The following is a 20,212-nucleotide window of genomic DNA, read 5'->3' as shown; positions in this document are numbered from 1 at the left end:
GCATTGGTGGCGCGGGATGGAGCAGCCCGGTAGCTCGTCAGGCTCATAACCTGAAGGTCGCAGGTTCAAATCCTGCTCCCGCAACCAATATGGAATGCCCCGCAAAAGCCCGCCCTTCCGGCGGGTTTTTTGCGTTTGGAGGGCTGTTGCTCTCGCGTTCAGACCTGGCCCGAGCGAAACGCCTCGCGAATGGCTTCGCTGCGCGAGTTTACTTCAAGCTTTCGATAGATCGACTTCACATGGGTTCCGACCGTATGCGGCGAAATGCCCAGTGTTCTGGCGGCCTGCTTGTAGCTTTCCCCCCTGGCAAAGGCCTGAAGCAATTCGGTTTCGCGTTGCGAAAGCCGACTTTCCGGTGAGACGATGCCGATCGGCTCTGGATCTGCGCGCAGGAAGCCAAGCAGATAGATCGCAGCTGCTGGACTGACGGGAGCCCCGCCGTCGAGCGTCGCTGCAATCCCGTCGAGGATGACCTGCGGACTGCTGTCCTTGAGCAGATAGCCGTCCGCGCCCGTCATGATAGCTTTTACTACTGTTTCTCGATCGCCAAAAGTGCTGATGATCAGCGCCTTAGACCCCGCATGCTGCTTGATCTTCGGCACCAGGTCATAGCCCAGTCCGTCGGGCAGCCCGATATCGAGCAGGAACAGATCGGGTGACTGGTCGATCAAGGCGTCCGCGCTGGCGATGTCGGGTGCCATGCCGAGGATCTGGAAGCCTGGCTCCATCGCGATAATGCCCTGGAAATACTGGCGCACCATCGGGTCGTCCTCGACGATGGCGATCCGTGCGGAGGGGCGTTCGTTCTCGGTCATGAAGTCTTATTGCCCGAAATCCCACCGATGCGAAGATACCATGCTATGGGATGTCACTCCGCCGCCTGCGCCAGGCGAAGCGGGAGCGTCAGGGTGATGCGCGTGCCTGTGCCGTCCTTTCCGGGCTCCACCATCACTTCACCCTGCACCGATGCGGCGCGCAAGCGCATGTTGGTGAGGCCGCGTCCCGCCTGACCCCGAGTGGTGATGCCCTTGCCATCGTCTTCGATCTGCAGCACCAATCGGTGGTCCGACACGACCGCATTCACCGCGATACGGCTGCATTCGGCATGCTTGAGCGCATTGGTGACGGCCTCCTGCAGCACGCGGAAAATCTGCAGAACATCGCGCGGTCCGAAATTGGAAAGCGTTGCGATGGCTGCGTCCTCCTGCCAGTCGAAGGCGATGCCGGTGCTCTCGATCCTGGGCTGTACCCGCGCCTTGAACGTGGCGAGGGCCGCGCTCAACGACTCCCCGACCGAATCCATCGAATCCACCATCAGCCGCATCTCGTCGATCACCGCTTGCAGACCTTCGGCGACGACCGCCGGTTCGGCGATTCCGACGCGTGCGGAGAGCATGATCGACATCAGCTGGCTGCCGAGGCCATCATGCAGATCGCGCATGATGCGGCTGCGTTCGCCCTGCACGGCAGCTTCCGCCTCGCGCTGGCGCAACAGCGCGGCGGTCGCTTCCAGCTCGGCTTCCTTGCTGGCGATCCGGGCATCCAGCAGCGCATTGGCATGTTCGAGCCGCCGCGAGAGCATCCGCGCGCGGCGGACTATTCCCACCAGCAGCAGCACCGCGAGCGCCAGAATGCCCAAGGGCGCGATATTGAGGGACAGGGCGCTGATCCGCAGACTGCCGATCAGGTCCGCGATGCTGATCGCGGGTATGAGCATGACAACGGCGGCATCGGGAATCAACGCTCGCCCTTCGACCCTGACTCCGCGCACCACGCAGGACAGGATGGCGATATTGGCAAACAGCACCACCAGCAATTCGTTGAGGTTGCGGATGGCGAGCGGCATGCCGTCGGTCGTGAGCGCAGCCGCGAGGTTGATGAAGGCGAAGATCGCTGAACAGGTGATGAGCGCCCGATCATAGCGAGGTCCGCCAGGGAACCAGCGATCGGCCAGCGCGACCAGGCCCGCGAAGGTTGCTAGCATTGTCATCTGCCCGGCTGCGCCATATATCGGCTCGCTCGAGGGCGTGAGGATATCGACCTGCCACAAACCACCCAGCGCCATGCCGGCAAAGGCCAGGGCGGCGGCATAGGCTTCCTGGCGATAGGGCGAGCGGGCCGCTGCCATCAGACAGGACGCGGCCCCGAAAAGCCCGACCACCATCAACCCCACCGAGGGGAATAGGCTTTGCAGCCGCCACTGGCGAATGGCGATATCGATCGCGCCGGGAGGTGCGGCGATGATCGACACCAGAAACGCACGGCAGCATTCGCGGCGTACCTCTACCGCGATGCTGTTGCGGCCCGGCTTAAGTAAACCTGGCGGCACGACCCATTTGCCGCCGAGCCTTCCCGCGCGCCAGGCCGGCGAATCTGCCATCGGAATGGCCTGACCGTTGACCCAGAGACTCGCCCAGCGATTGTAGCGCGGCACGAACACGACGAGGCCTTGTTCGGGCTGTTCGATCAATGGATGCGCAACAAAGCGGGTAACGCGGCCCTGGCCCAGATAGTAATTCGGTCGGCCCTCGATCCTGCTGCGTTTGCCATCGGTCTCGACCACCAGGATATCGGTGAGCCGGTTCTGCTCGAAGGCCGGATCGATGACCGGTGGCCGTATCAGCAGCGCCAGGCCCCAGAACAGAATCTGGACGAAGGCGATCGCCGCGATCAGCCGAATGCCATATCCCCGCGATTTGTCGCCTGTCCGGCGCTCGTCAACGCCTATCGACATACCATCCATCTGCATGATTGTGCCCTGCCGCAAAGCCAGGCGGCTGAAAAGAGGGCAAAACCGCCGGACTGACCAGATATGGCACCATGAATGCGCAACGGCTTTTCCCGGTGCGCGGCATTACCCTCGCCGCGCGGACGCGAGCGAACGGCTTATCGAGGATGATGCACATGCATGGATTTCGAAGGATGCGGATGGCGTTGCTGGCCTTGCCGGCGCTGGCGCTGGTGGGCACCGCCCAGGCGCAGGTGAGGGCCATCCCGCCGCGCAAGGTTGCACCCAGTTTCGATTGCGCCAAGGCCAAAGCAGGGACGATCGATGTTGTGATCTGCCAGGATCGCGAGCTATCGATCCTCGACCGCACGATGGGGCTGGATTACGAGCGCGCCAAGTTGCAGACACCGCCTGTGGAGAAGAGCAAGCTTTTGCGCGAGCAGCGCGAATTCATCGCCAACCGCAATTTGTGCATGAAGCGCAAGGCCGACCGCCAGCCGTGCATCGCCTTTGCCTATGAATCGCGCATTGAGCGGCTGGGCGAATGGATCGACCGTTCGGCCTGGCTGGGCGAATGAGGAGGAAGACATGAAACGCGCAACCTTGTCGGCGATGACGCTGGCGGTGCTGGCTCCGTTGCCCGTGGCGGCCAATGACACCCAGGCCAATGTCACCATGGGCGGGCTGATCTTCGAACCCAATGATCAGATCAGCATGGACAGCGAAGACCTGTTCCTGTCGCTCGATCGGGTGCGTGTCCGCTACACCTATACCAATCATGGCGACAAGCCGGTGACGCTGCTGGTCGCCTTTCCGCTCCCCGATGTGCCGCTGGAGGGCGCGGATCCCGAATGGGTCGAAGCGGCCTATCCCGATCTAGACCTCATCGACATGAAGACGCTGGTCAATGGCAAGCCAGCTGGCCTGATGCGCATCGATATCGCGAAGGTGAACGGCCAGGATGTCGACAAGCGGCTTAAGGAACTCGGCTGGCCGGTGGTGCACTGGAAGGACCCGGACTTCGCCGCGCGGCTCAATGCCCTGTCTGCTGACGACAAGTCGGCACTGGTGGCCGAAGGGCTGCTCACCACCGAATTCGTGACCGAAGGCGATGTGCGACCGGCCTGGACCGTATCCACCAGTTTCGTGCGCACGCAGACCTTTCCACCCGGCGTTCCGATCACGGTGGAACACAGCTATTCCCCCATGCAGGGCGGCACCGTGGGCAGCGCATTGGGTCGCGATTTTCGCGAGAACGGGCGGTTGGATCCGGAGAGCGAATATGTCACCAAATATTGCGTCGATGACGCGTTCCTGCGCGGCTTCGATCGCAAGCGCTATCTGCCTTCGGGCAAGGAGAACGAGCTGTTCTTTCCGATCGAAAGCTGGATCGGCTATGCGCTCACGCCCGGTGCGAACTGGAAGGGGCCGATCAAGCGCTTTCGCCTGACGGTGGACAAGGGCGACCCCGACCGGTTGGTCAGCCTGTGCATGGACGGCATCAGGAAGGTCAGCCCGACCCGGTTCGAGGTGATCAAGACCGATTTTGAGCCGGCACGCGATATTGACCTGCTGTTCGTTACCTTTACGCCCATGGAAGGCGGACAATAGCGAACCGGCATCCCATGATATGGGAGCCATTCCCCATGGGATGCCGCATCGAGAGGTCCGCGTCTAACCCTGTTGCCAGTGAAATGAACGGCAACAGGAGTAGACGATGCCCAAGTCCCAGAACCGCAAGAAACTGCTGATCAGCGCAGGTCTGTCGCTCGCCAATCTGGCGCTGATCGGCGGGATGGCACTTGCGGCGATCAACATGCCCGCGCAGGCGCAGGGCACCAATACCGGCACGGTGGAGCGTCCGAGCGGTGGCACCGCCTGCCCGTCGGGGTGGCGCACGGTGAGTGAGAATACCAAGCTGTGCGAACCGCAGGGCAGTCTTGCGCCCAAGATCTACGCCAAGAAGGAAAAGGAGACCTGCGCCAGCGGATATTACGAGGTCCATCGCCTGTGGTGTTCGACCAGGAAGCCGTGATCCGGCCCCGTCCCGATGATTTGCGACCTCTCAAGAGTTTCATAACATGAAGATGCTCACCATACTCGCCGCCGGTGCGGCCATGGCGTTTGCTGCCATTCCCTTTGCCAGCCCTGCGATGGCGCAGGGCACTGTAGGCCCCACACCGGCCATTGGCTATCGGGGCTGCCCCAGCGGCTACAAGGTCGGCGGTGGCAGCAGCGAGACGAGCGACAAGACCTGTTATCCGCTCGGATCGAGCGCCCCTGCGGTCTATCCCAACCCGAACGGCAAGCCCTGCGCTGCCGGTTATCGCAAGGACGGCAAGTGGTGCACCGACAAGCCCGAAAGTGCAATAAGCTACAAGGACCCGACCTTTGGTAACCTTACCAAGGCCGATGAATATGACCGCTGCCCGGTCGGGTATCACACCAGCGACAGCGCCCGTACGACCTGCGTTTCCTATCACCAGGACAAGTCGCCGAAGTCGCGGCTGAAAAAGGGTGCGGCATGCGGAGCCGATGAGGTCGATGAATGGGGCCTGTGGTGCACATCAAAGACCACCACTCTGACGCGCGCTCAGGCTGAGGACGAAGCGATCTCGGACGTCAACATAATCTTCGCTCCTGCCGGAAGAGGGGCCACCCAGGGTGCCGATTACGAAAACACGCCCGGTCTGGTCGGCATATTCGGTCGCAAGGGTGGCGGCGCTTCTGCCGCGTCCGGCAGCAGCTCGGGCGATGGTCAGACCGCGCAGGCCAGCGGCTGTGCCAGCAGATCGGCGACCGGCGCCGCAATTGGCGGCGCGGTGGCAGGCGAGGGCGGCGCGGTGCTCGGCAGCATGCTCGGCGGCCTTGGCAAGAAGAAGAAAAAGGGCGGTTGCTGAACGATCAACTGCTCCCGCGAGGGGGCAGGGCACCCGCTAGCCGCCTTGCCCCCAACCCGCAATCCAGAGACAAAATCATGAGACGCACATTTGCCCTCGCCGCCGCTTTGCTGGCCGCATTCCCGCTGACCGGTATCGGATCGGTGGCCCATGCCCAGCCAGCACCGGAACTGGTCTTCTTGTTCCCGGTCAAGGACGGGATGGAAAGCGAACCGGTTTCGCAGATCCAGCTGACCTTCAGCACCGAAGTGACCATCAGCCATGTCGATATCGAGATGCAGGACGGACCGAAATTCGTCGTCTTCGATGTGATGGAGAATAATGGCGGGGGCCAGACCAGCATGGTGTCCAGCTATGACCTGCCCGTGCCGGTCGCTGCTCCAGGCCAGCATTTCATCAACTATGTCGCGGAGGTAAACCGCACGGACGGCACGATGGATACCGTGTCGGGCTATTCCTCGTTCGTCATTCTCGAGTGATGGCGATGCGCGACATCCTGATCGCAGCGGCGCTTGCAGGTGCGCTTGCGACCCCGGCGGCCGCTGAAAAGCTGGAGCCGCGCGCGATGCTTGTCGCGTCCACTCCCGCCAGGGACGGCGTCGTCGCGGCGGGAACGGCAACGATCGAGCTCAGCTTTGCCGAGCCGGCAGAGGTGCTCAGCGTGAGCCTGCGTCTACCCGATGACAGCGAGATGACCGCCGAGCCGGAGGCGGGGGCCAGGCCCGGTGATCGCAAGACCCGGTTCCGCTACCGCCTGCCGCAAGCGTTGCAGCAGCCCGGAAGCTACAGCCTGTCCTACCTGCTGGTTTCCAGGTCGTTCAAGTCGCTGAACGGATTCATCGATTTCCGCATCGAGGGCGAACCCGCCCCGCCAGCGAGGGAGGAAACCGTCACAAGCGAACCCATGGAGACAGAACAATGATCCGCACCCGATTTGCCCTTGCCGTTGCTTCAGCCCTTGTCCTGACCGCAAGCGGCACCGCGCCGGCGCTTGCCAAGGTCGATCCGCAGGACGGCAAGCCCAGCTTCAACTGCGCCAAGGCGCGCAAGGGCAGCATCGATGAGGTGATCTGCTCGGACCATTAACTGTCCAATCTCGATCGCGAAATGGCGCGGCGCTATGTCAACGCGCAGAAGCAGACGCCGCGCGGCGCCTGGCCTGATCTGATCGGCGTGCAGCGCAAATGGATCGCCAGCCGCAACCAGTGCATGGGCGGCAAGGGAAAACGCATCGCCTGCATCGCGTTCGCCTATGAGAACCGCATCCTGCGGCTGGTCGAATGGGAGGATGGCAGCGCGCTGGATTGATCCCCCCGATATTCCCAAGAGTTCTTCGAGATGTCGATGGCGCCGGTCAATGCGACCCGTACCGGCGTGATCGACCGGGAGCGCGGCACACCCCCCGCGCTCCCACAACCCGCAGGTGGCTGCGGTAGCCTCCAGATACCGTCTACACTGGCTCGACGGAACGCCAACACGGCCGCGCTACTTGGGTGCTCGCTCGAGCCTGGATCGGTACCAGATGGTGATCAGTCCCGATGCGCCGAACACCGCGCATAGGGCATGGGCCGACCAGAAGACCAGGATCGAGAGGGTGCTGAACTGGCTGGCCAGGGCGGTGCTGACCAGGCTAGCGGCGAACAGCGACAGATAGAATCCCGCCATGGCCGTAGCCGCGAACCCTCTTGCGCTCGATTGACCGAACATGGCCATGACCGCGGGCAGGATATTGGCGAGACCGAGGCTGTTCAGCAACTGGAACGCCAGTCCCCAATAGACCGGAACATCGCTCCGCCCGTGGATGCCGGCGGCCAGCACGATGCAGGCAGCCCCAGCAACGGCGAATACCGCGCCGATGGCCGCCTTGGTGGCGGGGCGGGTGCTGCCATGGCGGCGCTCATGGCGAGCCCAGAAGATGCGCGTCGCGCCCAGCGCGAAAAGGCTGAGCACACCATCTGCCGCGATCATCCAGCTTGCAGGAAAACGCCACTGTCCCAGCGAAAGGACGAAGCCCGTATCCGCCCATAGCAGATAGGCATTGGCAATCTGGAAGTTCGTCACGCAGATCATGGCGACGCTGATGCCAAGGACGCCGATGGTCAGGATGTTACTGGTTGCAGGCAGGGTCGACGGATCTGGCGCTCGTTCCATCTGCGGTTCGGCGACGGTCGATCCGGCGAAATGCGACCAGTAGACCAGAAGGCCCGCCAGCATCGCGGCGCATGCAAGGGCAAAACCTGCATGCCAGTCGATCCGCTCCGCGGCGGTCCCGATAACCAGCGGCGCCAGCAATCCGCCCAGGTTGACGGCAATGTAGAAGAGCCGGAAGCCTTCGACCCGCTCGCTGTCCCTGGCCTGGTAAAGCCCGCTCAATCTGGCCGCCGCGGGCCCCTTGAACAGTCCCGAGCCGAGGGCGATGGCAACGAGCGCGGGCAGCAGCGCCGCATCCACGACGAGAAGGCCATGGCCCGAGGTCATCAGAAGCCCACCTGCGGTCACCGCGCGATGCTGGCCGATCAGTCGGTCGGCCAGCATCGCCCCGATGACCGGTGCGATCGCTGCCAACGAAACGAACGATCCGACCACCACCGATGCCAGCGCGACACCCTTAGCCCCTGTCAGGCGGCTGAGGCCATCGAGCAGCCAGATATTGGCCGGGTCGCGCCCATCCGACAGAATTTCCGCCAGATACAGGGCCAGGACGCTCTGCAATCCGTAATAGGCGAACCGCTCGAATCCGACGGTCACGCACAGGCTGCGAACGCCCTTCGGCAGCGGAACGCGCTTGGTCATCCCCGAATGATCCCGCCTAGACCGGTGAACCGTTCTGCCATGACCTACGAATATTGCCCGGCGTATCACCGAACCATTGCCGGAAGGATCGGCCGAAGCTCGACATGTCGGTAAAGCCCAGCAGCCGTGCGACTTCGGCGAGCGAAATGCCGCTGTCTGCAATCAGCAACCGCGCCTTGGCCTTGCGCTCCTGTTCGACCAGCGCATGGAAGCTGGTGCCATGGCGCGCCAGCATGCGGACAAGGGTTCGACTGGAGATGTCCAGCGCGTTGGAGATCTGCTTCAGCCGGGGGGCGCGATGGTCGCTGGCCAGCATCCGGGCAATGGCGTCGCGTATCTTTGCCAACTCGTCGGGTTCGCTGACGGACATTTCCATCGCCGCGATCTTGCTATGCGCCACCGCCCAGAGCAGCGGGTCATAATCGGGATTCTGGATCGACTGCCACCGGCTGGGAAAACGCAGCCGTTCGGCCTCGTCCGACTGCATTTTCCGACAGGCAAAGCCTGCCAGCATGGCCTGGGCAGCCGGGTCGCAGCATATTCGTGTTTCGAGCACCATCTCGGCGGGATCCGCGAAGGACAGCGCCTCGACCGCGCGGTAGACCAGCGCGAGCGCAGTGAGTGCGGAAAACTGGAACAGCGGTCCCATCGGCCAGGGTGGAGCCAGGCTGATGCCGATATGGTCTTCGCTTTCCTCAAAGGTGATCAGCACGAAAGGGTTCTGGCTGGCGATGGCCTTGACCACGGTGCGCAGCGCCTGACCGAGATCGGGGGCATGCAGCAGCGATAGCGTTCCGGCTGTTCCCATCACCGGTCGCGGCGCGGCCAGCATCTTGCCGATAAGCGCAAAGGCGTCGCAATTGTCGATGATGTTGCCGATGATGATCAGATCATCGGCCAGGCTGACCGTCCGTGGCAATGGTCCATCGCACGTCAGCGAGGTGCCATGGCGGAGCCAGTCGGGCCAGCTCAGCCATTGGCCGAAATGCAGCGTGGTTGCAGTTTGAACCTTGAGCTGTGCCCGATTGCCAAGCATGCTGATGGCAATTGCCGCATCCTCGCGGCCTGCACCGGCGGATCCCGGTAGAGCCGGAGCGGAAAGTTCAAGCTGCCTTCTGTCAAACTCCACCGACATTGTCTGGTGCCCCCGTGTCGCGCGTCCCGGCCCGACACCGCCATGCTATAGCAATTGTAACTTCAGTTAAAACAAAATGATGCGTCACTGTTTCGTTGTGATGTGCCAGATACTTGGCGTCATTTGTCCATGCGATGGCGAGCTTTGACCATGGCCGTCGACGCAAGGGTGCAGCAATATATCTGCACTTTCGGGAATCACCCGATGTCGGCCGGGCGTGCCGGCGCATCGACTGGGGAGGCGATGAACATGCAAGCGATGCGCGCGATCGGATCAGCCTTGGGCCTCGCGATGGGCGTGCTGCTGGTGGCCGCGTGCAGCAGCGAGGCGCCGCAGCCGAATGCGACCGAGGCCATGGGCCAATCGCCTGCCGGTTTTGATTGGCCCGCCAGCCTTCCGGTCTTCGGCGATGGCTTCCCAGCTGCCGGCGCCCCGTGTCGCCGGATCGGGGAATCGGCGGCGACGGTCGATTTCCTGGACGACAGCGCATCGCTGGTCGGGTGCCCGAGCAAGGCCGAGGCCGACAAGCTGGGCGGGACTATCCTGAAGGACATCGATGGCGTGACGCTCGTCTCGGTGCCCAATGCGGCAGCGGCGCAGCCTGGCGACGGCGATGGGCAGGGGGACAGCAAGGTCGCCGGGACCGACTATAATGCCACCGCGCAGCTGCGTTGTGCCGGCTATCGCGGGATGAAGCCGACGCTGTGCGACGCGGGCGTGAAGCGCAATCAGGAAGGCGGGCAGACGCTGGTCTTCATCGATTGGCCCGATGGGGTGAACAGCCGGATGCTGATCTTCGATCAGGCGGGGAAGATCGTGACGGCCAACACCAACGAGGCGGATGGATCGTCGAAATATCAGGTGCTGGGCAAGCGCGATGGCGACACCACGATCGTGACGATCGGGCCCGAACGCTATGAAGTGCCCGACGCCTTTCTGAAGGGTGACTGAGCCTTGAACGGTGCGGGTGGCAAAGGGAGCACTGCATGGATTTCATGAGGCTTCTTAAGTCGCTCGAGGAACTGCTCTACGAAGTCATGGTGATGCTGGTGTTCTTCCCGCGGACCCTGTGGCTGACGGTGCGCCATCCGCAGCGGATGATGGACTATGCCGATACCGAACTCGGCGATGTGCAGTCCGAACAGTACAAGGACACGCTGAGCCCGCCGCTGTTCCTGATGGTCTGCCTGCTGGTCAGTCACGTGTTCGAGCGGTCGTCGGCCGCGCAGGCGGTGAAGCTGCTGCCCTCTTTTCTCACCGACACCCAGAACCTGCTGATCTTCCGGGTGTTCATCTTCAGCCTGTTTCCGCTGATCCTGTCGCTGCGACTGCTGCAGCTGCTGAAGATCGATCTCGACCGCGACACGCTCAAGCCCGTCTTCTACAGCCAGTGCTTCGTCACCGCGCCAGTGGCGATGACCTTCGGGCTGGGGCGATCGTTCAGCCATGCAGGCTTTGCAGGCGCGCTCGAGATATCCTGGCTGATCTTTGCCGGACTGATCGCCTGGTATCTTGCGCAGCAGACCCTGTGGTTCCGCGCCAAGCTCGACATCACGCTGGCGCGCGCCTTCGGCAATGCATTGCTGGGCTCGGCCATCGCCTCGTTTCTGATCATCGCGACCGCCACTGGGGTGGTGCTCGCCGGGCAGGGGAGCTGAGGCGATGCACACACCCATGAAGAGATTGGCACTGGCCGCCGTCACCGTCGCGATCTGGGCGGTGATCACCTTGGGGTCTGCGCGGCTGCAGGTTTCCTCGACTATCTCGCTGCAATCACTGATCACCAGTCGCCTCGCCTGGGGGGTGGGCTCGGCAGGTCTGTTCCTCGTGGTCGTTGCCTGGCTGGCAGGATGGCGCGACCTCGGCTTTCGCAAACCTCAGCCCTGGCGGAGCCTGTGGCTGCTCTGGCTGCCGGGACTCTACCTGCTGGCGCTTGGCGCGACGGGGATCGTGCAGGGCCATTTGCAGCCTGCTGCGGTCGCGATGGTATTGGTCAACACCGCGATGGTCGGCTTCAGCGAGGAACTGGCGTTTCGCGGCGTGCTGTGGGGCGCGGTGCGCAGGGCGATGCCTTTCTGGCCCGGCTTCTTCCTCGTCTCGATGGCGTTCGGGTCGGTCCATGTTTTCAACGCGATCCTCACCGGGGAACTCGCGGCGGCCGGCGTGCAGGCGCTCAACGCGTTCATGAGCGGCTGTGCCTATCTCGCCATCCGCATCCGCACGCGCTCGATCCTGCCGATCATGATCGTGCACGCCGCCTGGGATTTCGTCGTCTTTCTGGTCGGCAGCGGCGCCGACCACGCGGCTGCGCCCGGTGCCGATACTGGCCTGCAGCTCGTGTTCGGCATTCTGCTGACCGGCCCGCTGTTTCTCTACGGGCTCTGGCTGGTGCGCAACGATCAGGTTCGTGCCGGATGGCGCGACGACAGCATGGACCCATCGCCTTTCACCACAGGAGCAAAGCCATGAAACTACGTCTGCAGTTCGCCGCCGCCATTCTGACCGCAGGGGCTCTTGCCCTGCCGATGGGCAGCCAGGCCCAGAACCCCATGCCCAAGCCCGAACGCGTCCAGTTCGCCAAGGGCACTTCTTCCAAGGCAATCAAGGGAACGCTGAAGGGCGATCAGTCGCGCACGTTCCTGGTTAATCTGCGTGCCGGGCAGAAGATGACGGTCAAGCTCGTGTCCAACAATGCATCGGCCAATTTCAATGTGACCGGCCCGGGTGCGATGGAGGCGATGTTCATTGGTTCGGTCTCGGGCAATGAATTTGTCGACACCATTCCTTCTTCGGGCGATTACAAGATCGATCTGTTTCTCATGCGCAATGCGGCCCGCCGAAACGAGTCGGTCAGCTTTACCATCACCATTGGCGCAACCGGCTGATTTTGGATCCATTTGCCGCCGATTGGCACGAATTGCACAGTCGGTGGCAACAAATGCCAAATGGTCTGGCACGGCAGATGTGTCAAACTTGCTGAACAGTTGGATAAGTTGGAACGGATTCGGGAGAACGGGGATGATGAGGCAGTTGAACATCGCAGGGGCATCGTTCGCCATTGTTGCGATGGTGATGACACCGGTTGCTGCAGCGGCGCAGGCCCCCGGATCGGTGCGCGATCTTGTCGGTGCGCGCGCTGCAGGCGGCGAGGACCAGCTCGAATACCGCGGATTTAACCGGATTTCCGGCCATGTCGAGGATGACAGCAAGATCAATTACTGGTGGAACGGCAACACCAAGGAATGCGTCAAGGTCGTCACCTATAACGGCAGTTTCCAGTCGCTGAACAAGACGACCAATGCCGATTGCAACCAGAAGGGCGGCAATGGCGACAAGTCGGCTGCGGTGGCGGTCGGCGCGGTCGCGCTGCTCGGTATCGCGGCGCTCGCCAGCAAGTCGCATCATCGCGGCGACCGCGATTATGACGAGCGCGGCACCGCCGATTTCGAGCGCGGCCATCGCGACGGCCTCTACAACCAGCCCTATCACAATTACAGTCGTTCCGACGCCTATTCGAACGGCTATGATTCGGGCGTGCGCGAGCGGGCGAGCCAGACCAGCTACCGCAACGGCTACAATTACGGCGGCGGTTATAGCGGCTATGCGGACTTCAACGACCTGCAGGGTCAGGAGCGCAATTACGCCACCGGCCAGCTGGCAAGCCGGGGCTTCCTGCAGCTCGACAACAAGAAGACCGATACCGGCCGGTACATGACCTATTGGCGGTCGCAATCGCGCCAATGCCTGATCCTCAATTCGCAGAACGGCTATGTCGTCTCGATCGAGAGCGTATCGCCCCGCACCTGCCGCGACTGACAGGACCGACCTTCAACGGGCGCACCAGCCCCGGGCAGAAGAGCGCGAACGCACCGGCCCGGCATGTTTGATCCTTTTGCCTTTCCAAAGGGGGGAAGAAACGCATGTCGATCACACGCTTCATCATAGCCGCCAGCGTGGTGGCGGGGCTCGCAGCGCCCGCGCCGGTGCTGGCGCGGGACCATCACCGGCATCGCGACCGGGACCGTGCGACGGGCGCGGCCATCGGTCTCGCCATTGTCGGCATCGCCGCTGCCGCATCGAGCGGACGGCGCAACCGCGAGGGCAATCGCAGCTATTACGACCGCGAGTATTATCGCGGCGGTTGGGGCAACAGCTATCAGGCCGCCAAGAACGTGGTCTGCTATCGCAGCCAGCGGCAATGCTATCGCAAGGGCTATTATTCGGCCGAATGGACCAGCCGCGAGTTCGGCTATGATCCCTATGATCGGGGGTATTGAGCGATGAGGCTGTTGATCCTTCCCGCCGCGCTGTCTGCCTTCGTCGCGCTCGCGGGATGCTCCGAAGGGCCCGCGCCCAAGGCAGAGGCCGCCACCACCGAACCCGATACCCAGGTGCATATGGACCTGACTGTCACCAGGGCGTTCAACGCCGCCATGACCAAGGCCGGGCTCGACGAGGGGCAGCGCAATGTCGTCAAGGCCATGGCGCACCAGCAGGCCGTGGCGATCACCTGCGCCGGTTTCAGCGTCAACAAGGCGCGCTTCGAAGACGAGATGAACATCATCTATTATGACGACAAGGGGAAGATGCTCGACGTCGATTCCGAGGCGCTGCACCTGCGCGAGCGGCAGGTGATGATGGGCTTCGGCATGGTCTTCGGCGCCCAACTGGCGATCGCTGCCAGCGACGAGAAGGCGTTCTGCGAACATGCCGAGGTCGAGCGCAACGCGCGCGACGCCAAGCATCTGGTTCTCGACCCACCAACGACAGGCTGATTTTGCACTGGCCTGATGCCAGCTACCGCCGCGCAACCGGGACAGGCGCGGCCGAATGAACAGGGGGGAGTCATGAAAGCATTGGCGGCGGAGTTTTTCGGCACGTTCTGGCTGGTATTTGGCGGGTGCGGATCGGCCGTGCTCGCTGCTGCCTTCCCGGAATTGGGTATCGGCTTTGCCGGCGTATCGCTGGCCTTCGGGCTGACGGTGCTCACCATGGCCTATGCCGTGGGCGGGATTTCCGGCGGGCATTTCAACCCCGCCGTCTCGCTGGGACTTGCGGTTGCCAGGCGTTTCGCGTGGAAGCAGTTGCCGGGCTACTGGATCGCCCAGCTGGCCGGTGCGATCGTGGCGGCGGCGGTGCTGTTCGCCATCGCAACGGGCAAGCCCGGGTTCGAGCCAGGCGGATTTGCCTCGAATGGCTTTGGTGCGCTTTCGCCGGGCGGCTATGGCCTGCAGGCGGCGCTGCTGATCGAGATCGTCCTCACCGCGGGGTTCCTGATCGTGATCCTGGGGTCCATATCGAGCGCTGCTCCTTCGGGGTTCGCCCCGGTGGCGATCGGCCTTGCGCTCACGCTCATCCATCTGGTGTCGATCCCAGTGACCAACACCTCGGTCAATCCGGCCCGTTCGACCGGTGCTGCGCTGTTCGCGGAAACCGCCGCGCTGCCGCAACTCTGGCTGTTCTGGGTCGCTCCGCTGGTCGGCGCGGTGTTGGGAGCGCTGATCTGGTCCTTCCTGTTGATGCCGGAAGAGCGCAGGACATGATGGCGGGAGATCCGAAATGAACGATAATGACGCCAAGGTGCCAGTCTGGCTGCGCATCCTCCAGTTTCCGCCGATCCGGCTTTTCCTTCTCGGCTATCCGCTGTTCTATTGCCTCGGCTACAGCAACGCCTTCATGGAGCAGAACAAGGGCAACATCCTCCCCATGATCGTTGCTGCCATGGGCATGGTCGCGCTCGCCATGTGGGTCTATGTCGGCTTCGCCCGGTTTGTCGAGCGCCGAAGCCCCAGCGATCTGGCGCTGGCTCCGGGCATTCGCGAACTGGGCATCGGCATGCTCGTCGGCTCGGGCCTCCACACCGCAGGCGTGCTGGTGCTGCTGGCGATGGGCATCATGCGGATAGAGGGCACCAATCCGGTCTCGGTCATGCTGCCTGCGATCTCGATGGCGATCAGTTCGGGCTTTCTCGAGGAACTGCTGTTTCGCGGCGCGCTGTTCCGGATCGTGGAGGAATGGCTGGGCAGCTGGATTTCGGTGGTGGTCTCCTCGGTGGTGTTCGGCGCGGTCCATCTGATGAACCCGACGGCCACGCTGACCGGCGCGATCTTCATCAGCATCGAGGCAGGGTTGCTGCTCGCGGCAGCCTATATGCTGACCCGGCGGCTCTGGCTCGGCATCGGCTTCCATATTTCGTGGAATTACACCCAGTCGGCGGTGTTCGGCGGGATCGTCTCGGGCGGCGTCGCCGAGCCCGGGCTGTTCAAGACGGTCACCGAAGGGCCAGAGCTGCTCACCGGCGGCAATTTCGGGCTGGAGGCGTCGCTCGTGCCGTGCATCCTGGCCACGACCGCGGGCATCATCCTGGTGGTCAAGGCGGTACGGCGCGGCCATGTGGCCCAACCATTCTGGAGCCGTGCCCGGCCGGAAATCGACCCCTCCACCGGGCAAGCGGCCATAGGACAGCCGTCAGCTCTCCCGCCCAGGCCCTGATGGCCAGGCTGTGAATGCCAGGCTGTGAATGGATGTACTGTGGCCGGTCGCAGGCGATCAGAAGCGAAACGCCCAAGTGCGCCGGGCGTCGCCTGAGCCCAGGCGAAATTATTGACGTTTCCGATCAGGATCAAAGCAGCCATTCGATGGGCATCATCTGCCATAGAACCACCTGCATGCGTCGCCAAAGGCTGGTCTCGGGGTCATGGCGGTGTATCGTTATTCCGTCCGCACTTGCTTCGAGCCAGATCATCGCTCCGTCAGGTTCAAGCTGCACTTCATAGGCCCGTTCGCGCAAGGGCTCGCCGAAAATCCGTTCCAGTCGCTGCGCCAGCGCGGGGCTTTCCATCAGGAAACCGAGTTCGGTATTTATATGCATCGAGCGCGGATCGAAGTTGAACGAGCCGACAAACAGCCTGGCGCCATCGCAGGTAAAGGTCTTGGCGTGCAGCGATGTTCGGCTTGATCGCGGCAGGCTGCCGAGCACGCCGCTGCGCTTGGCAGGGAAGGCGGTGTTCTCGCCCCTCATTTCCCAAAGGCGCACCCCCGCCTCAAGCAATCGCCGCCGATAGCGCGCATAGCCGGCGTGGACCACCGCGACATCGGTGGATGCAAGGGCATTGGTCAGCACATCGAGCTGCACGCCCCGCGCCGCCATTGCCACGAACATGTCCGCGCCCGCCTTGGAAGGCACGAAATAGGCCGAGACCAGACCCATCTGCTTCTGCGACTGACCGATGATCTCGCCGATCCGTCCCAAAGGTGTCGGGGATCGCGGCTTCCGCCCCAGCGCCTTGGCCGGGTTGTCGCTCAACATCGTCACCGGGACCCATTCATACGCGAGCGAGCCATGGGTCAGGGGATCGGCATAGGACATTTCGTCGACGGCGGCGGCGTAATCCTGGGCGAGGAGGTCCGCCAGCGTCAGGGCGTGCGCACTCCCAGCCAGCCTTTTGAGCGCGCCGGTCGCTGCAGGCGGCAGGATCAATTCACAGGGATAGGATGAAGCGCTGGTCCAGTATCGCGAAAAATCCGCGGCGAGTTCCGGCACGATCGCCCCAATCGCAATCACGTCCAGATCGGCAAATTCGGGCTGATCGCCCGCGCCGAAATACATGTCGCCGATATTGCGTCCGCCGATGATCGTCATCTGGTTGTCCGCCGTGAGGCTCTTGTTGTGCATCCGCCGGTTGAGGCGAAAGAAATCCAGCAGATAACCGAGCGCCTTGGGGCGGCGGATGGTGAACGGGTTGAACAGCCGTACCTCGATATTCGCGTGCGTGTTCAGCGCCGCCAGCTCGTCGTCCAGATCGTCGATGCCATTATCGTCGAGCAACAAGCGCACCGCGACGCCCCGATCGGCGGCCTGGCGCAATTCGTCCAGCAATAGCCGGCCCGAAACGTCGTCGCGCCAGATGTAATATTGCACATTGAGGCACACGTCCGCCGCACGGATCAGCTTGACCCGCGCTGCGAACGATCCCAGCGAATCCGGGAGCAGCTGAATGCCGGAAAGGCCGGGATGCGCTGCCTCGAGCCCGGCAATAGCCCGCCCGATCCGGCTATCGGGTGTGTCGGGCGGCGGAACGGGGGCCGGATCGGCTGGGCGATCGGGCAAGGCGAAGACCAGGCGCAAGACCAGCCATGCAGAAATCAGACCGCCCGCGATCAGGCCAAGAATGCTCATGCACCATCCGGCTTGCGCATGACGGGCAGTTTGAGCCTGGCCCAGACCGGCAGATGGTCGGAAGCGGATGCCGCAAGCGCGCTGCGATGCACGGCTGCATCCTCGACCGTCAGTTCGGGCGACGCGAACATCCGGTCAAGATGCGCCACCGGCCAGCGCGCCGGAAAGCTTGGACCGGGCCGGACATGTTCGAAATTGCGCGCAAGATGCTGGAAACCTGCGGGCAAGCCGCGCCATTCGTTGAAATCGCCCGCAATCAGCGTCGGCAGGGGCTGGTCCTGCCCTTCGACATGATGGCCGAGAGCCCTGATCTGTCGCGGCCGCCAAAGGCCCGAGAGGTCAAGATGCGCGCCCACGATACGCAGCGGCTGGCTGCCGATCGCAAGGTCGGCGAGGACCGCCCCGCGCGGCTCGAGCATCGGCAGCTTCAGACGCGCACCGCGGATTATGTCGATCCGCGGCGACACCAGTATCGCATTGCCATGCCAGCCAATCCCGTTGCGGCTGGTCGCGACCGGCACCACCTGCCACCCGGCCTCCTCGACCAGGCCGGCGGGTAGTGCACTGGGACGTTCGCCAAGACGGCGATCGGCCTCCTGGAGCACGGCGATATCTGCGCCGGTTTCAGCCAGGACGCGCATGATTCGCTCGGGATTGTGCCTGCGATCTGTGCCCACGGCCTTGCGGATGTTGTAGCTGGCGACCTTGACGGTCTCGGATGGGTCGGCGGTCATAGGGGAGTTCGGCTCCAGGCAAGGTCAGGATGGTCAGCCCCGCAAGACGTGGTCCTTGCTGGCAGACATACCGGCTTGGGCGACGCGACGATAGATGCCAGGGCCGAAAAACGATCGCGCTGCCAGTTGCAGGCGCTGTTGTGAAACAGGCAGGAAGATCGGTTTCGGTCGTGGCAGATACAACGCGACGTCGTTCCCCGATTGGACCATTGCCGCCAATTTTCGTCAGCTTCGCGCTTTTCCGGCTCGTTCAAGCGGCCCGCAGCGCGGTGTGCCACTGTTGCTTTAGTTCGTAGGCATCGCCTGCCCCGAACACATAACGATCCGGCCGGATCAGCACCGCATCGGCCCGATGGCTGTCGAGCCATTCACGCAAGACATCCGCGTAGGGGGCGAGTGGCTCTTCTGCCAGCGCGCTGCGGCTGATGAGTGCCATGTCCGGGCCCAGAACATCGTCGAGGCGAGCGCCGTTGCTCGCAATGGCTTGCGGGAAGTAACTGCCCGCCGCCGATGCGCCGCTCATGATGGCGCCCGTTGCCAGCGGTGGATAGGCTGGCGGTGCATCGGGGAGCTTGCCGAGCATCCGGGCCAGGCCGAGCTTGGCATCGCGCACGACCGCGCCGACCCGGCTGGTCGTGCACACCATGCGGCCCATCATGATCGCCATGTCGATCGTCGCGCGCAGGTTCGGCGCGCGTTCGGGCTGGTAGGTGTCGAGCAGCGTCGCATCGGCCCCGCCCTTCACTGATTCGGCCAGCTTCCATGCAAGGTTGGCCGCGTCGCGCAGGCCCGAACACAGGCCCTGGCCGGCGAATGGCGGGGTCTGGTGGGCGGCGTCTCCGGCGAGGAGAACGCGTTCCTTGCGCCATTGTTCGGCGATGCGGGCCCGAAACGTATAAACGGCCGTCCGCTCGATCCTGACAGCGCCTGCCACATTCCACGGCGTAAGAAGACGCTCCACCGAAGCAGGGGTGCTGATCGCCTCGGCGCTCTCGCCGGGCAGGATCATGAACTCCCAGCGGTGGCGGCCTTCGCCCATGAGGACGCAGGTCGTGGGACGCGCGGGATCGCAGATCTGGAGATTGGCGGCTGGCAGGCGCGATGGATCGTCGACCAGGACGTCCACGACGAGCCAGGGCTCCTCGAAGCCCAGATCCTCGAAGGCGATGGCGCAGGCCTTCCTGACCGGACTGCGTGCTCCGTCAGCCCCCACAAGCCAGCGCGCGCGCACGGAGCATTCGCCTTGCGGCGTTGCAAAACAGGCGGTGACCCCCTCAATGTCCTGTGCGAAGCCGACCATCTCCCACCCCCGGCGCAGCGCATCGGGCGCACGTTCGGCGAGCGAGGCGCGGAGCGCGGCTTCGACCGAGGGCTGGTGAATCATGTTGGCCACCGGCCATCCGCCCGGGCCGATCCGGTCAGCCCCGTCGAAGCAGAGCAGCACCTTGCCGTTCGCGTTGCGGAATTCGTAGCGGCTGGTGTGGCGGCTGGCCGCCATGACCGCCTCGGCCGCGCCCGCCTCCTGCAGGATGCGCATCCCCTCATGGTCGATATGCGCCGCACGGGGGAGGGGGAAGATGCCCGTCTCCTTCTCGGCAACGATTACCGATATGCCGCGCCCCGCCAGAAGCGAGGCGAGCGTCACTCCGGTCGGCCCGCCGCCGACAATCAGCACGTCACAATCGAAATCGTCCATCGCCCCCCCCCTCCCGCCAGCCTCAGAACGCCAGCACCATGCCGTCT

24 protein-coding genes and 1 tRNA gene are annotated in these 20,212 nt (G+C 63.5%); 18 read left to right on the top strand and 7 right to left on the bottom strand.

Features of this window, described 5'->3' with window-relative positions; all coding sequences use genetic code 11:
- The first annotated feature begins 10 nt into the window (after positions 1–10).
- Positions 11–87: transfer RNA gene (locus tag FG486_RS16835), tRNA-Met, on the top strand.
- Positions 88–158: 71 nt separating this feature from the next.
- Here FG486_RS16835 and FG486_RS16830 read toward each other — a convergent pair.
- A complete protein-coding gene (locus FG486_RS16830) occupies positions 159–815 on the bottom strand; it encodes a response regulator (protein WP_181268388.1) in 657 nt (218 codons plus the stop codon).
- A 53-nt stretch (positions 816–868) separates the two neighbouring features.
- Positions 869–2,749 (bottom strand): sensor histidine kinase, encoded by a 1,881-nt coding sequence (locus FG486_RS16825; protein WP_181268387.1) that lies wholly within the window; start codon positions 2,747–2,749, stop codon positions 869–871.
- A gap of 173 nt (positions 2,750–2,922) precedes the next feature.
- Here FG486_RS16825 and FG486_RS16820 point away from each other — a divergent pair, with 173 nt between their 5' ends.
- The 8 genes from FG486_RS16820 to FG486_RS16785 all read left to right on the top strand — a co-directional run bounded on the left by FG486_RS16820 (position 2,923) and on the right by FG486_RS16785 (position 6,936).
- On the top strand, positions 2,923–3,306 hold the full coding sequence (locus FG486_RS16820; RefSeq protein WP_181268386.1) for a lysozyme inhibitor LprI family protein: 384 nt from the start codon (positions 2,923–2,925) through the stop codon (positions 3,304–3,306).
- A 10-nt stretch (positions 3,307–3,316) separates the two neighbouring features.
- Positions 3,317–4,339 (top strand): DUF4424 family protein, encoded by a 1,023-nt coding sequence (locus tag FG486_RS16815; RefSeq protein ID WP_181268385.1) that lies wholly within the window; start codon positions 3,317–3,319, stop codon positions 4,337–4,339.
- Positions 4,340–4,445: 106 nt separating this feature from the next.
- A complete protein-coding gene (locus tag FG486_RS16810; protein ID WP_066284827.1) occupies positions 4,446–4,763 on the top strand; it encodes a hypothetical protein in 318 nt (105 codons plus the stop codon).
- A 46-nt stretch (positions 4,764–4,809) separates the two neighbouring features.
- The gene (locus tag FG486_RS16805; protein WP_181268384.1) at positions 4,810–5,628 is read left to right on the top strand and encodes a hypothetical protein; all 819 of its coding nucleotides are present in this window, start codon (positions 4,810–4,812) and stop codon (positions 5,626–5,628) included.
- Between the two features lie 77 nt (positions 5,629–5,705).
- Positions 5,706–6,107 carry a copper resistance protein CopC gene (locus FG486_RS16800; protein ID WP_181268383.1) on the top strand — a complete coding sequence of 134 codons (402 nt, stop codon included), beginning with the start codon at positions 5,706–5,708 and terminating at the stop codon, positions 6,105–6,107.
- A gap of 5 nt (positions 6,108–6,112) precedes the next feature.
- Positions 6,113–6,550, top strand: a complete 438-nt coding sequence (locus FG486_RS16795; protein WP_181268382.1) for a copper resistance protein CopC — start codon at positions 6,113–6,115, stop codon at positions 6,548–6,550.
- The gene (locus FG486_RS16790; protein ID WP_181268381.1) at positions 6,547–6,714 is read left to right on the top strand and encodes a lysozyme inhibitor LprI family protein; all 168 of its coding nucleotides are present in this window, start codon (positions 6,547–6,549) and stop codon (positions 6,712–6,714) included. Before FG486_RS16795 ends, FG486_RS16790 begins: the two co-directional genes overlap by 4 nt.
- 21 nt (positions 6,715–6,735) lie before the next feature.
- The gene (locus FG486_RS16785) at positions 6,736–6,936 is read left to right on the top strand and encodes a lysozyme inhibitor LprI family protein (protein WP_181268380.1); all 201 of its coding nucleotides are present in this window, start codon (positions 6,736–6,738) and stop codon (positions 6,934–6,936) included.
- Positions 6,937–7,113: 177 nt separating this feature from the next.
- Here the strand turns inward: FG486_RS16785 and FG486_RS16780 are convergent, their stop codons facing one another.
- Together FG486_RS16780 and FG486_RS16775 are read right to left on the bottom strand one after the other, a co-directional pair.
- Positions 7,114–8,421 (bottom strand): POT-type proton-dependent oligopeptide transporter, encoded by a 1,308-nt coding sequence (locus FG486_RS16780; protein WP_181268379.1) that lies wholly within the window; start codon positions 8,419–8,421, stop codon positions 7,114–7,116.
- Between the two features lie 16 nt (positions 8,422–8,437).
- Entirely contained in the window at positions 8,438–9,457 is a 1,020-nt protein-coding gene (locus FG486_RS16775; protein WP_181268378.1) for a helix-turn-helix transcriptional regulator, read from the bottom strand.
- Positions 9,458–9,799: 342 nt separating this feature from the next.
- Here FG486_RS16775 and FG486_RS16770 point away from each other — a divergent pair, with 342 nt between their 5' ends.
- The 9 genes from FG486_RS16770 (at position 9,800) to FG486_RS16730 (ending at position 16,048) form a co-directional block, all read left to right on the top strand.
- Positions 9,800–10,507 carry a hypothetical protein gene (locus tag FG486_RS16770; RefSeq protein WP_181268377.1) on the top strand — a complete coding sequence of 236 codons (708 nt, stop codon included), beginning with the start codon at positions 9,800–9,802 and terminating at the stop codon, positions 10,505–10,507.
- A gap of 35 nt (positions 10,508–10,542) precedes the next feature.
- Positions 10,543–11,214, top strand: coding sequence for a hypothetical protein (locus FG486_RS16765; RefSeq protein ID WP_181268376.1), 672 nt, complete (start codon positions 10,543–10,545; stop codon positions 11,212–11,214).
- Between the two features lie 16 nt (positions 11,215–11,230).
- Complete coding sequence (locus FG486_RS16760; protein ID WP_181268375.1) at positions 11,231–12,025, top strand: CPBP family intramembrane glutamic endopeptidase; 795 nt, start codon at positions 11,231–11,233, stop codon at positions 12,023–12,025.
- On the top strand, positions 12,022–12,441 hold the full coding sequence (locus tag FG486_RS16755) for a DNA breaking-rejoining protein (protein ID WP_181268374.1): 420 nt from the start codon (positions 12,022–12,024) through the stop codon (positions 12,439–12,441). Before FG486_RS16760 ends, FG486_RS16755 begins: the two co-directional genes overlap by 4 nt.
- Before the next feature lie 133 nt (positions 12,442–12,574).
- Positions 12,575–13,372 (top strand): hypothetical protein, encoded by a 798-nt coding sequence (locus FG486_RS16750; protein ID WP_181268373.1) that lies wholly within the window; start codon positions 12,575–12,577, stop codon positions 13,370–13,372.
- A 104-nt stretch (positions 13,373–13,476) separates the two neighbouring features.
- Entirely contained in the window at positions 13,477–13,833 is a 357-nt protein-coding gene (locus tag FG486_RS16745) for a hypothetical protein (protein ID WP_181268372.1), read from the top strand.
- Between the two features lie 3 nt (positions 13,834–13,836).
- Entirely contained in the window at positions 13,837–14,331 is a 495-nt protein-coding gene (locus FG486_RS16740) for a hypothetical protein (RefSeq protein WP_181268371.1), read from the top strand.
- Between the two features lie 72 nt (positions 14,332–14,403).
- The gene (gene aqpZ / locus FG486_RS16735) at positions 14,404–15,099 is read left to right on the top strand and encodes an aquaporin Z (RefSeq protein ID WP_206678409.1); all 696 of its coding nucleotides are present in this window, start codon (positions 14,404–14,406) and stop codon (positions 15,097–15,099) included.
- Positions 15,100–15,115: 16 nt separating this feature from the next.
- A complete protein-coding gene (locus FG486_RS16730; RefSeq protein ID WP_181268369.1) occupies positions 15,116–16,048 on the top strand; it encodes a CPBP family intramembrane glutamic endopeptidase in 933 nt (310 codons plus the stop codon).
- Between the two features lie 130 nt (positions 16,049–16,178).
- Here FG486_RS16730 and FG486_RS16725 read toward each other — a convergent pair whose 3' ends face one another.
- From FG486_RS16725 to mhpA, 3 genes are all read right to left on the bottom strand, one after another.
- Positions 16,179–17,735: a phospholipase D family protein gene (locus FG486_RS16725; RefSeq protein ID WP_181268368.1), complete on the bottom strand. Its 1,557-nt coding sequence runs from the start codon at positions 17,733–17,735 to the stop codon at positions 16,179–16,181.
- Entirely contained in the window at positions 17,732–18,469 is a 738-nt protein-coding gene (locus FG486_RS16720) for an endonuclease/exonuclease/phosphatase family protein (RefSeq protein ID WP_066285110.1), read from the bottom strand. Before FG486_RS16720 ends, FG486_RS16725 begins: the two co-directional genes overlap by 4 nt.
- A 250-nt stretch (positions 18,470–18,719) precedes the next feature.
- Positions 18,720–20,165 carry a bifunctional 3-(3-hydroxy-phenyl)propionate/3-hydroxycinnamic acid hydroxylase MhpA gene (gene mhpA / locus FG486_RS16715; protein ID WP_181268367.1) on the bottom strand — a complete coding sequence of 482 codons (1,446 nt, stop codon included), beginning with the start codon at positions 20,163–20,165 and terminating at the stop codon, positions 18,720–18,722.
- Between the last annotated feature and the right edge of the window lie 47 nt (positions 20,166–20,212).

Origin of the sequence: Blastomonas ursincola, from assembly GCF_013607875.1 — a bacterium.
Classification (GTDB): domain Bacteria; phylum Pseudomonadota; class Alphaproteobacteria; order Sphingomonadales; family Sphingomonadaceae; genus Blastomonas; species Blastomonas ursincola.
Note: the sequence above shows the minus strand (reverse complement) of the source record. Positions and strands in the feature narration are given on the sequence as shown.